This window comes from Microbulbifer taiwanensis (genome assembly GCF_014904815.1).
In the GTDB taxonomy this organism is placed as follows: domain Bacteria; phylum Pseudomonadota; class Gammaproteobacteria; order Pseudomonadales; family Cellvibrionaceae; genus Microbulbifer; species Microbulbifer taiwanensis.
Genome location: NZ_JACZFR010000023.1, coordinates 13,943 through 29,767, shown reverse-complemented (window position 1 = coordinate 29,767; position 15,825 = coordinate 13,943). Strand labels below are relative to the sequence as shown.

Here is a 15,825-nt window from a genome sequence, read left to right as displayed (position 1 = left end):
GAAGCTCGATCAGCCGGCGAAAATGCTGTAGAGATCCGGCACCTCGTCGGCGCCCTCGACGATGGACAGGGAGGACTCCACCGCGCTCAGGTGCTTTTCCATAAAGGCGCGGGCCCGCTCGCCGGCACCCTCCTCCAACAGCTGCACCAGCTCGTAGTGATCGTGGGACTCGCAGCCAGCGTGGCCGGAATTGCCGTAGACCGCCAGGATCAGCGATGAACGGGAGCAGAGACGGGCCACGAATTCCGCCAGGGTGCTGTTGCCGGACAGCTGCGCCAGGCGCTCGTGGAAGGCGGCGGAAATCTTGATGGCGGCACTCTGCTCACCCGAGTTGAGCGCCTCGACCTCGCGCCGGGTCAGCTCGCGCAGCTCGTCGATATCGCCCTTGGTGACGCGCCGTACCACCTCCGGGATCAGGCCGCACTCCACCATACGGCGCGCCTCAAAGACCTCGCGGGCCTCGGCGGCGGTGGGCCGGGTGACACTGGCACCGCGGCGCGGGGTCAGGGTGACCAGCTGCTCCAGGGCCAGGCGCTGCAGAATCTTGCGGATACCGGTGCGACTGACGCCGAATACCTCGGCCAGCGCATCCTCGCGCAGGCGTGCGCCCGGCTTCAACCGGTGCTCCACCACCGCATCGGCGATGGCACGGTAAATGGCGTCGTCGCGCTCGGCGCCGCGCCTCTTGCTGTCGGTCTTAGACGCCTTGGGCATCTCGCTCACAGGCTTCCTCACTTTATTCTCGGTTCCACTGGCGCCTATTGTATACAAATCGTGCCGCTAAGTAGAGAAAGCCGCCCAAATAGAAAAACCGGAGGCCGCGGCGCGGGCTCCGGGGTACAAGCGCGTCAAAAGCTTATTCGGACCAGGCGGCGATCAGCTGTCGCTCCTCGGCGGTCATGCCGGTCATATTGCCCAGCGGCATATAGCCACTGGCCACCACCTCCTGGATCTTGGCCTTTTGCAGGGCCAACTGCCGCTCGGTATCCAGGGCAACGCCCGCCGGCGGCGCCACAAAGCCCGGCTGGGTCGGCGTCTGCGAGTGACAGGCCACGCAGTGGCGCTCGATCAGTGCATGCAGAACCTCAGCGTCGGCCTGGGCACTGCTTTCCAGTGCATTGTCTGCCGCTTCGGTGGACGCCTCGGCCGCAGCGGTCTCGCCGCCCGCCTCTGCCTCGACATCCGCCACCGGCTGTGCCGCATCCACCTCTTCGGTGGCAACCACCTCGACTTCCGGCCCGGCAGCCTCTTTGGTAACGGCCTCTTGCTCGGGCGTCCCCACCTCGACAGCTGCTGCCACATTGGCCGCCACCGGCTTGCTCGCCGGTGCGGCTATCCAGAACACCAGCAGTATCAGCGCCGCGCCCACCGCCGGGTAGGCCGGGCGAATCTGGCCCGCGTGCATCAGCACGAAGAACTGGCGAATCAGGGCGCCGGCGACGATAAACAGCGCCATCAACACCCAGGCGTATTCGTGGGTGTAGGTAAAGGCGTAGTGGTTGCTGATCATCAGCAGCACCACCGGCAGGGTGAAATAGGTATTGTGTACGGAGCGCTGCTTGCCGCGCTTGCCATCCAGGGGATCCGGTTGTTCGCCCGCCTTGATCGCCGCCACCATGCGCCGCTGCCCGGGGATTATCCAGAAGAAGACGTTGGCGGACATGGCCGTGGCCATCACCGCGCCGGTGAGCAGGAAGGCCGCCCGCCCGGAGAAAATCTGGGTGCTGAGATAGGCCACCAGCACCATCAGTAGCGCCACCGCAATACTGAGCAGGCCGTCGCGCTCCATATTGGGGCTGATACGCTTGCACAGCTCGTTGTAGACCAGCCAGCCACCGAGCAGAAACAGCACCGCTACCGTGTTGGCCTGCCAGCCGCTCATGCCGGCGGCCCACTCCCAGCTGCTCATGGGATTGACCAGGTAAAAGCTGGGCTTGGCCATATACAGGATGACGAAGAGCGCGAAGCCGGATAGCCAGGTGGCATAGGACTTCCAGAAGGACCAGTGCAGGTCTTCGGGCAGGGACTCCGGGCTGGTGGCGTACTTCTGGTTATGGTAGAAGCCGCCGCCGTGCACGGCCCACATCTCACCGAACACACCCTTCTTGCGGCATGCCTCGCCCTTGGGCGTCTTGAGGCTGTTGTCCAGCATCACGAAGTAGATGGACTCACCGATCCAGGCGATGGCGGCGATCACGTGCAGCCAGCGCAGCATAAAGTTGGCAAATTCAAAGACAAAGGATTCCATTGGCCCGCTCTCTCTTTATTGCAGTTATTGTCGATACGTCTATTGGTTACCCGCTGCCGGCTCAGCTGCCGCGGTAGGTGGAGTAGCTGTAGGGGGAGAGCAGCAGCGGCACATGGTAGTGCTGGCTCGCATCTGCCACACCGAAACGCAGCGGAATCACGTCCAGGAAGCGCGGCTCGCCGCTCTCCAGCCCCTGGCGCGACAGGTAATCGCCGGCATGGAAGACCAGCTCGTACTCGCCGGTAACGAATGCCTCGCCCTCGAGAATGGGAGCATCGCAGCGCCCGTCGTCATTGGTCACCACTTCGGTCAAGCGCGCCCGCTCTCCGCCCTGCAGGCGGAAAACCTCGATGCGAATGCCCTGCCCCGGTCGCCCCAGGGCTGTATCCAGTACGTGCGTGGTCAGGCGTCCCATAAAAGCCTCCTTACATGGTGTAAACAGTCACCTCGACAAAGTGTCGACATATAATGATTCACTGAACTTAAAAATAGAATACACTTATGCATCAATATTGTATACACTTTGTTGCAACATTATTTGCACAATAAGAGGAGTAACCCGAATATGAGCGGCAAGACCCTGACACCGAGACCCAGCCAGTTGGCGCGCGACGCCTTCGTTGGCCGTTTTGGCGACATCTACGAGCACTCACCCTGGGTGGCGGAACTGGCCTGGGACAGAGGCCTGGGCGACAGACAGGACACTCCCCTGGGCCTGGCGGAAGCCATGAGCCGGGAGCTGCGCGAGGCGGATCCGGAGAGACAGCTGGAGGTGATCCGCGCGCACCCGGACTTGGCCGGCAAGGCGGCCATTGCCGGCACCCTGACCGACGACTCCACCCGCGAGCAGGCCGGCGCCGGCCTGGACCAGTGCACGCCGGAGGAGATGGCCCGCTTCGAAAAACTGAATGCGGCCTACAAGAAGCGCTTCGGTTTTCCGTTCATCATGGCGGTGAAAGGCAGCGATCGGCACGTGATTCTGGCCGCGTTCGAAGAGCGGCTGCTGAATTCGCTGGAGGAGGAGCGGGGTATGGCGATTGAGCAGATCAATCGCATTGCGCTTTTCCGCCTGGAGGATCGTGCCGATTCCTGATTTGCGAAACTGGCCGTCTCGGAGAGATGGATAAAAAAATGCCGGGCAATCGCCCGGCATTTTTATTTTTCGGAAGCGCAATGAAAATCAGAAGTGGAATTTCACCAGCGCACTGACGGCGTTCTCGGTTTCGATCGCCGAAGTACCGAACTTGTTGCGCCAGTGAGAGTACTCGATGCCCGCGTACATCACACCCGGGTTGCCGGAGAAGTGGCCGATATCCAGGGTGAATTGCGGATTCACGTGCAGCTCTGCTTTCTGCGCACCGCCGACACCGGATGAATAATCGATAAAGCCATCGAACAGGAAGCGGGCCGGTCCAATCTCGAAGGGCGCACCCCAGGTGATGGTCGTCTGCCAGTCGTCCGGTGTATCGAAAGCGTCGTCATTATCCACATGATAGAAGTTGGTATCGAAATACTGCAGCCCCGGAACATCCCAGCTGAAACCGACACCGGTCAGCAGGTTATTCGCATCCGCACCGCCGCCGTATTCATAGGTAGCCGCCAACAGGACATCCTTGATCGGCCCGAACTTCAGCTCGCTGCCGGTGAGCCAGCCGAGACTCAGGCGCGGGGCGAATTCGCCGTAGACGTCATTGGGACTGTCGGAATCCCCCTGCACCTGGTAGCGGTCGATAAACAGAAAACTGTCGCCCCAGTTGTGCGCGGACACATTTTCTATGGTGATTACGCTGGCTGCCTCCTGGTCGCCACCGAAGATTTCGTACTGGTCGCCGTAGAGACCGGAAATGCTCGAGGAACCGAAAAACTTCTCAGCGTGGGCCGCGGGCGCGATAGCGGCCGAGGCGCAGAGTGCAGCCAGTAGTTTATTGTGTAGTTTCATAGCTCATCATCCTTTCAGTTTATTTTTATGGGCAGCTTATTTTTATGGGCGCGGGGCGACTCTCCCCTCGAAAGAGAAGAGAGAGCACTCCACATTGGGTTGGGATTCTGGTTCTAGAGGAAAGCGAACTTGGCAATAAAAATGGCGCAGAGCACATAGAGGCTCACGGACACCTTTTCGCTCTGGCCGGTGGCCAGCTTCAGCGCCGCATAGGTGAGGAAGCCCAGCGCAATACCGTTGGCGATGGAGAAGGTGAGCGGCATCATCACTACGGTGACTATCGCCGGAATGGTGTCGGTGTGATCCTTCCAGTCGATATGCGCCATACCGGCCATCATCAGCATGGCCACATAAATGAGCGCGCCGGCGGTGGCGTAGGCGGGAATCATGCCCGCCAGTGGGGCGAAAAACATTGCCAGCAGGAAGAGCGCACCCACGGTGACGGCGGTCAACCCGGTGCGGCCACCGGCGGCCACGCCGGAAGCACTCTCCACATAGCTGGTCACCGGCGGGCAGCCGACGAAGGAACCGATCACGCTGGAGCTGCTGTCCGCCTTCAGGGCCTGGGACAGATTTTTGATGCGGCCATTCTCGTCCACCAGCTGCGCGCGGTGCGCCACCCCCATCAGGGTGCCGGCGGTGTCGAACATATTCACGAACAGGAAGGCCAGGATCACGCTCACCATGGAGACTTCCAGGGCGCCGGCGATATCCATCGCCATCCAGGTGGGCGCCAGGCTCGGAGGCATGGATACCAGGCCGTTGTAGCTCACCAGGCCGAAGGCCCAGCCGATAGCGGTGACCGCGAGCATGCTGAACAGGATCGCGCCGAAGACGTTGCGGTGACTGAGTATCGCGATCAACAGGAAGCAGAGTGCGGCCAGCAGTGTGGCCGGTTCGCCGAAGCTGCCCAGGGTGACCAGGGTGGCGGGGCTGGCGATCACGATACCGGCGGTCTTGAGGCCGATCAGGCCGAGGAAGAGGCCGACACCGGCGCCCATGGCGAAGCGCAGACTCATGGGGATACTGTTCAACAGCCACTCGCGGATGCGCGACAGGCTCATGATCGTAAACAGGATACCGGAGATGAATACCGCCCCCAGGGCCACCTGCCAGCTGTGACCCATCTCGCCCACCACCGTATAGGTAAAGAAGGCGTTGAGGCCCATGCCCGGGGCAAGGCCCACCGGCCAGTTGGCGTAGAGCCCCATCAGGAAACAGGCGATGGCGCCGCCGATACAGGTGGCGACGAAGGCCGCACCGTGGTCAACCCCGGCCTGGGCCATGACGTTGGGATTGACGAATATCACGTAGGCCATGGTGAAAAAGGTGGTCAGCCCGGCGACCAGTTCGGTCCGGACGTTGGTCTTGTGCTCGCTGAGCTTGAACAAGCGCTCGAGCCAGTCTGTTTGCTGTGACTGTCGCAGTGTCTGCTGATCCTGCTGGTTGATGGATTCCACAATCAATCCCTCATCGTTATTTTTGTCAATCACCCGGGTGCATCGCCCGGGGAAGGTGGCGGTTCGGCCCCTCTCTACAGCTTCTCCTGACCAAAAGGTCAAGAACCAGGAGCTGAGTTGATTATCTCCTTGTATACAAGAATTGCAACAAAACTTTCGTAATAGATCGAATAAAGAGTCACCATTAGGATGAATTTAGCGCCAATTTTGCAAATCGGTAGTAATTTATTCGGATTTTTAGCAGATTATTGTGTACAAGAATGATTCGCACGGCCGGCAGATACTACCGGCGGGCGACCCAAAAAAAGCAAGACATTACCCGGGGATAACAACAATGAGCGAACAGAATCAACACAATGTCAGCGCATTTTACGGCGAGCGGCGCCTGGCCAGGGGGCATATCGCGGATGTGGCGCTGTCATTGAAACGCGAGCTGTCGGAGCGGGAACTGGCCTCGGTCATGGTCTATAGCGACCAGAGCAGCCAGCTGGTGGAAATCGACTTCCGCGGCAGCGAGGAGGAGGTTCTGGCGCGCCTGCCGGCGCGGCAGGGTGGTGGTGCGGCTGCGCCCGTAGAGACGGGTCGCGCCCGGGAGATCACACTGCCCGCGCACCTGTGGGCCTGGCTCGACGGCCAGCCCGGCGGCGCGGGCACTACACTGCGCAGGCTGGCCGAGGAGGCCGAGGGCCGGCAACAGAGCAGGACCGAAAGCCGGCGCCGAGCCTGCGACGCCATCCAGAATTCCATGTCGGCCCTGGCGAAAAAACTGCCGGGCTTCGAACAGGCCGAGGCGGCGCTGCGCGCCGGCGAGCGCAGGATTTTTGAAGCCACCATCGAGTCCTGGCCCAAGGGCCTGCGCGCCCACCTGCAGAAGCTGAGCGCGGCGGCTTTTGTAGACTAGCGCCGGTGCAGCGACTCCCCCGCGGCGAAGGTCTCCTTCACCGCGCGGTCATCGCCGAGAATCATCAACGCAAAGAGTTTCTCCCGCAGGCTGTCCGCCCTGCCGGTGCGGTGCTCCAGCAATGGCGTGGCACAGTAATCGAGCACCACGAAATCCGCGTCCTTGCCGGGCTGCAGGTTGCCGATCTTGTCGTCCAGGTAGAGGGCGCGCGCACTGCCGAGGGTGGCCAGGTAGAGCGCCTTGAAGGGATCCAGTTTCTGCCCCTGCAGCTGCAGCACCTTGTAGGCCTCGTTGAGGCTCTGCAGCTGCGAGAAGCTGGTACCGGCGCCCACATCAGTACCCAGGCCGACGCGCACGCCGTGCCCCTCCAGTTTCTCCAGGTCCAGCAGGCCGCTGCCCAGGAACAGATTCGAAGTGGGGCAAAATGCCACTGCCGAGCCGCTCTCCCCCAGGCGCGCGCACTCGCTGTCGCACAGGTGCACGCCGTGGGCAAAGACCGAACGCGCACCGATCAGGCCGTGGTGGTCGTACACATCCAGGTAGCCGTCCCGCTCCGGGAACAGCTCTTTCACCCACTCGATTTCCGCCTTGTTCTCGGACAAGTGGGTGTGCATGTACAGGTCTGGGTATTCATTGAACAGCTTGCCGGCGGCGGCCAGCTGTTCAGGAGTACTCGTCGGTGCGAAGCGCGGAGTCACCGCATAGTGCAGCCTCCCTTTGCCGTGCCAGCGCTCGATCAGCTCGCGGCTGTCGGCGTAGCCGGATTCCGGGGTATCGCGCAGGTAATCCGGCGCATTGCGGTCCATCAGCACCTTGCCGGCGATCATGCGCAGGTTGAGTTCCAGGGCCTGCTCGAAGAAGGCGTCCACCGACTGCTTGTGCACACTGCCGAAGACCAGCGCCGTGGTGGTGCCATTGCGCAGCAGTTCTTTGATAAACAGGTTGGCCTGGGCGCGGGCGTGATCGATATCCTCGAACTGGGCCTCGCCGGGGAAGGTGTAAGTCTCCAGCCACTCCAGCAGCTGCTCGCCGTAGGAGCCGATGATGCCCACCTGAGGGTAGTGAATATGGGTATCGATAAATCCCGGGGTGATCAGCGCATCGCCGTGCGTCACCACTTCCACGTCGCCCCCGAGCGCCGGTAACAGTTCTTCGGCATCGCCCAGCTGGACGACCTTGCCGTCCTCGACGACCAGCAGGCCATCTTCAAAATATTGGTAACAGGCCTCGATCCCGACCTCGCGGGGATCGGCGACAGTGTGCAGTATGGCGGCGCGATGGGCTCGGCGCTGGGACATGATCACTCCCGAATTCTTCTCTGGTTTCTGTTCTGGTTACAGGGTGCTTCTCCAGCGGTCGGATACCGCATTGACCAGCTGGAGAACCAAAAAAAATTAAACCAGAGCCGGAAGCCCCGTCAACAAAAACCTGACCAAATCGTCAAGAAATTAGGAGTTCACGCAGTCCAAATAGCGTACAAACCCCTGGAGTCTCACAGTCCTGCGAGACACGATGTGGAGGCCCTGCTACCACTGAGCAAAGTCCCCGACAGCGGGATCTTCGCATCAAGCACATCGCATTGACGAACCACGAAGTGTCAGCTCTAGAGCCTCACCCCGCCTGAACTTCAGCAATCTCAGCCGCTTCGGCAATCGCCTCCGCACTCGGCACCTCCAATCCACAACCGCGCAATATCACCTGGGTCAGGAAATCGGCCGCGTGATCGAAATCCTCCGGCGTGTACTCGGCCTTGTTCTCGATCAGCAGTATCTGCGCCTGGAAATCGGCGTAGTGCTGGGTGGAGGACCAGATCAGCAGTATCAGCTGCACCGGGTCCACCGCTGCCATGCGGCCGTCGTCAATCCACTGCTGTATCACCCCGGAGCGGTCGCGCACCCACTCGCGCATGGTGGTGCGCAGGTGATCCTTGACGATGGGCGCGCCCTGGATCACCTCCATCGCAAACAGGCGCGACGCCAGCGGGTGGGTGCGGGACATCTCCACCTTGGCGTGGATAAAGCGCGCCAGTGTCAGGGCCGGATCATCCTCGGGCTCTATCTCCGACAGCATGGCGTTCCAGCGCTCCATGATCGAGTCGAAGAGGGCGCAGTAGATACGCTTCTTGTTGCTGAAGTAGTAGAGCACATTGGATTTCGGCAACTCCGCGCGCTCGGCGATGCCCTGGATGGTGGTGCCGCGAAAACCGTGCAGGGCGAACTCCCGCTCCGCCGCCGCCAGTATGCAGTCGCGATTGCGCTCCCGAATCCGCCCGGGGCGGTTCCTGCGGCTCTTACCGGGGGCCAGCGCCTCGGTGATCTTGGTGGTGTCTGCTTCTAATCGGTTGGTCATTGCCTTGGACAACTGCTGAGTGACGAGTGAAAAAGCGATCAATAAGCCGACAGTATCCCAAGTGCCCGCCACAGGCAAAAAAACGCCACCTCTCAGCCCCCAGGAAAACCGACCAGGCGATCAGCTTTCTGACTGAACTGCAGAATAAATCCATGAAAATAATCGATTATGCAACCATAAAAACTTGTCCAAATGGTCAGGAAAGTGTAAAACAACACTCACCCCGACCTTGACAGCGGCATCCGCACAGCGGAATCGGCGCGCCAAAGCGGGGTTTGACGAGGGCTCAGTCGCCTGAAACCGATGATTCAGCAGTGGACGCGGGACGGGCGGCGCGAGAATAAAAACAGTGGGGAACTCCGTGATCGAATTTTATTTGAACGGTCGGCACCGGCAGCTGCACAGCGCCGATCCCAATCTCAGCATTCTGGAATGGCTGCGCACCGATGCGCGACTCACCGGCACCAAGGAGGGCTGTGCCTCCGGCGACTGCGGCGCATGCACCGTGGCCATAGGCTCACCCGATGCGGGTCGCGGCGGCGCATTGCGCTACGACAGCGTCAACGCCTGCATAGCCCCGCTGGGCAGCCTGCACGGCAGACACCTGGTGACCGTGGATGGCCTGCAGCAGGAACAACCGCACCCGGTGCAGAAGGAAATGGTCGAGTGCCACGGCGCCCAGTGTGGCTTCTGCACGCCGGGCATCATCATGTCCCTGTTTGCGCTGCACACCGAGAGCGCCGCCACCGGCGCCAGTGCCGACGACAAGGCGCTGCTGGAGGCGCTGTCCGGCAACCTGTGCCGCTGTACCGGTTACCGGCCCATTATCGAGGCGGGTCGCCGCGCCGCGGCGCAGACCTGGGAGCCGGCACAGGGCACGGAACAGCAGGCCAAAGGTGATGAAATCGACCTCTCTGGTCCCGCCTGGTTACAGGCATCCGAAATGCTGGCGACACTGGGGCAGATCCAGGAGCGCGCCGCAGGGCTGGAAGACAGCGAAGGCCGCCGCTACGACGCCCCGACCAATATCCAGGCCCTGCGCCAACTGCGCGATCAGTACCCACAGGCGCGCCTGGTGGCCGGCGGCACCGACCTGTCGCTGGAAATCACCCAATTCCTGAAGGATCTGGATCACCTGATCTCGGTGGCCAACGTGGACAAGCTACATGAGATCCGCGAGGACAAAGACGGCCTCTATATCGGTGCCGCAGTCAGCTATCGCGAGGCGGAACCGCTGCTCAGCCGTCGCTGGCCCCAGTTCCACGCCATGATCGAGCGCCTCGGTTCACGCCAGATCCGCAACCGCGGCACCATCGGCGGCAATATCGGCAACGCCTCCCCCATCGGCGATATGCCGCCGGCGCTGATCGCCCTGGGCGCCGAAGTGGAACTGGACAGCGTCGACGGCATACGCCGCATGCCCCTCGAGGAATTCTTCCACGACTACAAGAAAACCGACCTGCGCCCCAACGAATTTATCCGCGGCGTCTGGATACCCGAGCCCAAGGCCGACGAGCAGCTGTACCTGTACAAGATCTCCAAGCGCCTGGACGACGACATCTCCGCGGTGCTCGGCGCCTTCTGGATCAAAAGCGACGGCGAGCGGGTGGCGGACTGCCGCCTGGCCTTCGGCGGCATGGCGGCCATCCCCAAGCGCGGCCCCGCCGCAGAGGCGGCGCTGCGCGGCCAGACCTGGGATATCTCCTCCGTCGAGGCCGCGGTGACCGCCCTCGAGGGCGAGTTCACCCCCATGTCCGATGTGCGCGGCTCCAGTGCCTACCGCATGCAGGTGGCCGGCAACCTGCTGCGCCGCGCCCTGCTGGAATCCACTCACAAGGACAAGAAGCAGCCGCTGATGGTGACCGACTATGCGTAAACTGATCGATACCAACCCTCAATCCGTCGCAGGCGCTAAGCCCGCCGCGGGCGCTCGCGGCCTGGTCGGCAGCCGCGCCGAACACGACAGTGCCTGGAAGCATGTGCGCGGCCAGGCCCGCTATATCGACGACCTGCCGGAACCGGACGGCATGTTGCACGCGGCCGTGGGCCAGAGTGCCCAGGCCCACGCACGCATCAAATCCATGGACCTCTCCGCCGTGCGCACCTATCCCGGCGTAGTGGCGGTGCTGACGGTCAAAGACGTGCCTGGCCACACCGATATAGGCCCGGTATTTCCCGGCGACCCGGTGCTCGCGGACGATATCGTCGAGCATATCGGCCAGCCGCTTTTCGCCGTGGCCGCCACCAGCCACCGCGCCGCACGCCAGGCAGCGCGCCTGGCCAAGGTCGAATACGAGCCGCTGGAAAAATTCCTCACCGCCGAGCAGGCACTGGAAGCACAGAGTTTCGTACGCCCGATGCACCAGCAGTTGAGCGGCGAACCGGATAAGGTACTGAAGGAAGCCCCGCACCGACTGCAGGGCCAGCTGTACGTGGGCGGCCAGGAACACTTCTACCTGGAGGGCCAGGCCTGCCTGGTAGAGCCGACAGAGGATGCCGGCGTCCATGTGCACACCTCCAGCCAGCACCCCACCGAAGTGCAGAAACTGGTGGCGGAAGTGCTGGACCTGCCGATCCACGAAGTGCAGGTGGAAGTGCGACGCATGGGTGGCGGCTTCGGCGGCAAGGAGACCCAGGCGGCGCCACTGGCCTGTATCGCCGCCCTGCTCGCCCGCCACACCGGCCGCGCGATCAAGTACCGCATGGCGCGCCAGGACGATATGGTGCAGACCGGCAAGCGCCACGATTTCTTCACTACCTACGACATCGCCTTTGACGACGACGGCATACTGCAGGGCGCCGACATCATGGTGGCCGGCCGCTGCGGCTTCTCGCCGGACCTGTCCGACGCCATCGTCGACCGAGCCATGTTCCACTCCGACAACGCCTACAGCCTCGGCGACGCCCGCGTCACCGGCCACCGCTGCAAGACCCACACCGTCTCCAACACCGCCTACCGCGGTTTCGGCGGCCCCCAGGGCATGATGGTGATCGAGTGCGCCATGGACGATATCGCCCGCCACCGCGGTCTCGATCCGCTGGACCTGCGCAAGCGCAATCTCTACCGCCCCGGCCGCGACACCACCCACTACGGCCAGGTGGTGGAGCAGCATGTGCTGGCGGACCTGATCGAACAGCTGGAAGCCAGCTCCGACTATAGGAATCGTCGCGTGGAGATTGCCGAATTCAACCGCGACAACCCGGTGCTGAAGCGCGGCCTGGCGCTGACGCCGGTGAAGTTCGGTATCTCCTTTACCGCCCAGCACCTGAACCAGGCCGGCGCCCTGGTACATATCTATACCGACGGCAGCATACTGATCAACCACGGCGGCACCGAGATGGGCCAGGGCCTCTATATCAAGGTCGCGCAGGTGGTGGCCTCCGCCTTCCAGGTGGACCTGGACAAGATCAAGGTGTCCTCCACCCGCACCGACAAGGTGCCCAACACCTCCCCCACCGCCGCCTCCTCCGGCTCCGACCTGAACGGCATGGCGGCGCTGGACGCCTGTGAGAAGATCAAGGCGCGTCTCGTCGAATTCGCCGCCGAGACCTATGGCGTCTCCACTGACGAGGTCCGCTTCGCCGACAACCAGGTCATCGCCGGCGACAAGTCCGTCGACTGGGCCGAGTTCGTACAGAGCGCCTATATGGCGCGCATCTCGCTATCTTCATCCGGCTTCTACAGCACGCCGAAGATCCACTACGACCGCGCTACCGGCAAGGGCCGCCCCTTCTACTACTACGCCAACGGCGCCGCCTGCGCTGAAGTAGTGCTGGACACATTGACCGGCGAATACCGCTGCACCCGCGTGGATATACTCCACGACGTGGGCGACTCACTGAATCCGGCCATCGATATCGGCCAGATAGAGGGCGGCTTCGTGCAGGGTATGGGCTGGCTAACCACCGAGGAGCTGGTGTTCAACGACGACGGCCGCCTGCTCTCCAATGGCCCCGCCACCTACAAGATACCGGCGGTGTCCGACGCACCGCCGGTGTTCAACGTGCAGCTGTTGAAGGACAGCCCCAACCGCGAGGCGACGGTGTTCCGCTCAAAAGCCGTGGGCGAACCGCCCTTTATGCTGGGTATGTCGGTGTGGTCGGCCCTGCGCGACGCCGTGGCCAGCATCGCCGACTACCGCTATTCGCCACCCCTGGATACCCCGGCCACGCCAGAGCGGGTGCTGAATGCAGTCACCGCCACGCGCCAGTGGGTGAAGGAAAAAGACACCGCGGCCGCCGGGGCGCCGGCCACCGGGGAGCCGGTATGCTGAAGAAGCTGAACTGGCACCAGGCGGTGGCCGAATGTGAGAATCGCGGCCAGCCCTATGTGCTGGTTACGGTGCTCGGCGTCACCGGCTCTGTGCCGCGGGAGCCGGCCACCAAGATGGTGATCACCGGCGAGCAGACCTACGACACCATCGGTGGCGGTCACCTGGAGTACCGGGTGATCGCCAAGGCCCGGGAGCAGCTGGCGGCAAGGGACTACCGCTACCAGCTGGCCCACTTCCCCCTCGGCGCCAGCCTCGGCCAGTGCTGCGGCGGATCCGTCGCGGTGCTGCTGGAGGCGCAGCCGGGGTCGGAAAACCACTTGGTGGTCTTCGGCGCCGGCCACGTGGCCCAGGCGCTGATGGCGATCCTCGGCCAGCTGCCCTGGCGGGTGACCTGGGTGGACTCCCGCGCGGAGACCTTCCCGGCGGAAATCCCCGGCAATGTGCGGGTACACCACACCGACGACCCGGCCGGCGACGCCGGGGAACTCTGTGCCGGCGCCCACGCACTGATACTGACCCACAACCACGCGCTGGATTTCGAGTTGTGCCAGGCACTGCTGAAGGCGGACAGCGCCGCCAGCATCGGCCTGATCGGCTCCGACACCAAGGCCGGGCGCTTCCGCCAGCGCCTGGAGCACCGCGGCTTTTCCGCTGAGACAATCGACCGCATCCGCTGCCCGGTGGGCAGGAGCGATGTACCCGGCAAACGGCCGATGGAAGTGGCGGTGTCGATCAGCGCGGAACTGCTGTCCCTGGCCGCCGCAGACAATACCGAAAAACCTGCCCGCCGCGGCCTGTCCTGGCGCGATCTCAAGGCGCTGAACGGCAGCGACACCAGCGAGAAGGCGGAGGCGGCCAGCTGCTGAAGTTTTTCTGGGCCGAGCCACCAGGTCCAGCATTTCGGGGCTGCCGAGCAGGGATGCCGGCGGAGCTGCAGGGACGCGTGCAAGCGCTCCCGAAATGCTGGTCCTAGTGGTTTGGCCGCAAGCAACTTCATAACTACTGCGCGGACGCTACGTTATGAACCAGCTTCAGGGGCCCTCCGTGTGGGAGCCGGCTGGCAGGGAAAAGGGGAAAACCGCGGAAGCCGTCCGCCGGCAAGCAGGCTCCTACCGGGGAGACAAGTCCTAACTGTTACTAGAGGCCCGACTCGCCCAGCCCGGAGTAGTCCGTCCAGCCTTCTTTCATTCCATTTCCCATCAGGCCCCTGCCGTGCGCGCGGTGTCCAGGGCCTCGCCACCCTCTTCTTCCACCTCGCCGGCCATGCTGTCGCGCCCGGGCAACACCAGGTTCAGCACTATCGCGCACAGCGCCGCCGGAATCAGGCCCGACTCTATGATCGCCTGCAGGTTTTCCGACAGGCCGGCGTAGAGGCCCTTGTGCACCGGCAGGCCCACGGCCACCGCCAGCGGCACGCCGATGATCATCATATTGCGCTTGTTGAAATTCACCTGGCTCAGCATCTGCACGCCGGCGCTGCCGATCATCGCGAACATGATCAGCACGGCGCCGCCGAGCACGCCGCTGGGGATACTGGTGATCACCGCTCCCAACTTGGGCAGCAGGCCCGCCAGCGCTAAAAAGACACCACCGATGGCCACCACATAGCGGCTGACCACACCGGTCAGCGCCACCATACCCACATTCTGGCTGAAGCTGATCTGCGGGAAGGCGTTGAACACCGCGGCGAAGATACTGGAAATGCCGTCGGCCATCACGCCGCCGGACAGTTCTTTTTTGGTGGGCTCGCGGTTCAAGCCGCCGGCGGTGGTGCCGACAATATCGCCGATGGACTCGGCGCAGGTGACCAGCGCCAGCAGCACCACCGGCACCACCGCGGCCAGGTGGAACTCGATACCTATGGCAAAGGGCACCGGCAGTGAAAACCAGGCGGCGGAGCCCACCGCAGAGAAGTCCACCAGGCCGAAAGCCATGGCCACCCCGTATCCGCTCAGCAGGCCCAGTAGCGGCGCCGCCTCGGACCAGACGCCGCGGCCAAACTGGTGCAGGCCGACGGTCACGAAAAACACCAGTGCTGCCAGGGCCAGGTGCTGACTTGCCCCGAAGTCCTCGGCGCCGAAGCCGCCGCCAACATAGGCGAAGCCCACCGGCATCAGCAGTATGCCCAGCATGATCACGAAGGTGCCAGTCACCACCGGCGGGAAGAGCGCCCGCAGCCAGGGCAGGAAGAAGCCCACCAGGGCCATGGCGATACCGCCGCAGAGGCCGGCACCCAGCGCTGCCGGCACCCCCATGCCCACGGCGATGGGAATCAGCACCGGCACGAAGCCGAAGCTGGTCCCCATGACAATCGGCAGCCGCGCCCCGACCCTGCCCACCCCTAAGGACTGCAGCAGGGTGGCGACGCCGGCGACGAACATGGCCGCCTGCACCATAAAGGCGGTCTGCTCCGCCGACAGGCCGGCGGCACCGGCGATGACAATCGGCACCGTGACATTGGCCACGAACATCGCCAGCACATGCTGGATACCCAGTGGCACCGCGCGCCGCAGCGGCGGTATGGCATTGACATCGCGACTGTCAGGGACGACCGCGGCGGAACTTGCGGAAGGAGTTGTAGACATCAGGGCTCTCCCAATTTTTATCTTTATTTCAAGGTGAGGAGAGCGACGCCGCTACCGGCGCATCGCTCG

At 63.1% G+C, this 15,825-nt stretch carries 13 protein-coding genes; 5 read left to right on the top strand and 8 right to left on the bottom strand.

Annotated elements, in window-relative coordinates; translation table 11 throughout:
• Window positions 1-9: 9 nt before the first annotated feature.
• The 3 genes from IG627_RS07805 to uraH all read right to left on the bottom strand — a co-directional run bounded on the left by IG627_RS07805 (window position 10) and on the right by uraH (window position 2,663).
• The gene (locus IG627_RS07805; RefSeq protein ID WP_193191828.1) at window positions 10-714 is read right to left on the bottom strand and encodes a GntR family transcriptional regulator; all 705 of its coding nucleotides are present in this window, start codon (window positions 712-714) and stop codon (window positions 10-12) included.
• Between the two features lie 142 nt (window positions 715-856).
• Window positions 857-2,248 carry a urate hydroxylase PuuD gene (locus IG627_RS07800; protein WP_193191795.1) on the bottom strand — a complete coding sequence of 464 codons (1,392 nt, stop codon included), beginning with the start codon at window positions 2,246-2,248 and terminating at the stop codon, window positions 857-859.
• Between the two features lie 61 nt (window positions 2,249-2,309).
• On the bottom strand, window positions 2,310-2,663 hold the full coding sequence (uraH, locus tag IG627_RS07795) for a hydroxyisourate hydrolase (RefSeq protein WP_193191794.1): 354 nt from the start codon (window positions 2,661-2,663) through the stop codon (window positions 2,310-2,312).
• 150 nt (window positions 2,664-2,813) lie between these two features.
• Here uraH and uraD point away from each other — a divergent pair, with 150 nt between their 5' ends.
• Window positions 2,814-3,341, top strand: a complete 528-nt coding sequence (gene uraD / locus IG627_RS07790; protein ID WP_193191793.1) for a 2-oxo-4-hydroxy-4-carboxy-5-ureidoimidazoline decarboxylase — start codon at window positions 2,814-2,816, stop codon at window positions 3,339-3,341.
• Between the two features lie 87 nt (window positions 3,342-3,428).
• On the opposite strand, the gene IG627_RS07785 is transcribed toward uraD, so the two are convergent.
• Together IG627_RS07785 and IG627_RS07780 are read right to left on the bottom strand one after the other, a co-directional pair.
• The gene (locus IG627_RS07785) at window positions 3,429-4,187 is read right to left on the bottom strand and encodes an outer membrane protein OmpK (protein ID WP_193191792.1); all 759 of its coding nucleotides are present in this window, start codon (window positions 4,185-4,187) and stop codon (window positions 3,429-3,431) included.
• 113 nt (window positions 4,188-4,300) lie between these two features.
• On the bottom strand, window positions 4,301-5,647 hold the full coding sequence (locus tag IG627_RS07780) for an NCS2 family permease (RefSeq protein WP_193191827.1): 1,347 nt from the start codon (window positions 5,645-5,647) through the stop codon (window positions 4,301-4,303).
• 334 nt (window positions 5,648-5,981) lie between these two features.
• Here IG627_RS07780 and IG627_RS07775 point away from each other — a divergent pair, with 334 nt between their 5' ends.
• On the top strand, window positions 5,982-6,548 hold the full coding sequence (locus IG627_RS07775) for a DUF2239 family protein (protein ID WP_193191791.1): 567 nt from the start codon (window positions 5,982-5,984) through the stop codon (window positions 6,546-6,548).
• Here IG627_RS07775 and guaD read toward each other — a convergent pair.
• Together guaD and IG627_RS07765 are read right to left on the bottom strand one after the other, a co-directional pair.
• Window positions 6,545-7,846, bottom strand: coding sequence for a guanine deaminase (gene guaD / locus IG627_RS07770; RefSeq protein WP_193191790.1), 1,302 nt, complete (start codon window positions 7,844-7,846; stop codon window positions 6,545-6,547). The genes IG627_RS07775 and guaD overlap by 4 nt on opposite strands.
• 313 nt (window positions 7,847-8,159) lie before the next feature.
• Window positions 8,160-8,897 carry a TetR/AcrR family transcriptional regulator gene (locus IG627_RS07765; RefSeq protein ID WP_193191789.1) on the bottom strand — a complete coding sequence of 246 codons (738 nt, stop codon included), beginning with the start codon at window positions 8,895-8,897 and terminating at the stop codon, window positions 8,160-8,162.
• Between the two features lie 361 nt (window positions 8,898-9,258).
• Between IG627_RS07765 and xdhA the strand changes: the two genes are divergently transcribed.
• The 3 genes from xdhA to xdhC are packed head-to-tail and all read left to right on the top strand — an operon-like array spanning window position 9,259 to window position 14,037.
• Window positions 9,259-10,773 carry a xanthine dehydrogenase small subunit gene (gene xdhA, locus IG627_RS07760; protein WP_193191788.1) on the top strand — a complete coding sequence of 505 codons (1,515 nt, stop codon included), beginning with the start codon at window positions 9,259-9,261 and terminating at the stop codon, window positions 10,771-10,773.
• Complete coding sequence (gene xdhB / locus IG627_RS07755; protein WP_193191787.1) at window positions 10,766-13,171, top strand: xanthine dehydrogenase molybdopterin binding subunit; 2,406 nt, start codon at window positions 10,766-10,768, stop codon at window positions 13,169-13,171. Before xdhA ends, xdhB begins: the two co-directional genes overlap by 8 nt.
• On the top strand, window positions 13,165-14,037 hold the full coding sequence (xdhC, locus tag IG627_RS07750) for a xanthine dehydrogenase accessory protein XdhC (RefSeq protein ID WP_193191786.1): 873 nt from the start codon (window positions 13,165-13,167) through the stop codon (window positions 14,035-14,037). Before xdhB ends, xdhC begins: the two co-directional genes overlap by 7 nt.
• Before the next feature lie 333 nt (window positions 14,038-14,370).
• Here the strand turns inward: xdhC and IG627_RS07745 are convergent, their stop codons facing one another.
• Entirely contained in the window at window positions 14,371-15,756 is a 1,386-nt protein-coding gene (locus tag IG627_RS07745; RefSeq protein WP_193191785.1) for a uracil-xanthine permease family protein, read from the bottom strand.
• Window positions 15,757-15,825 lie beyond the last annotated feature (69 nt).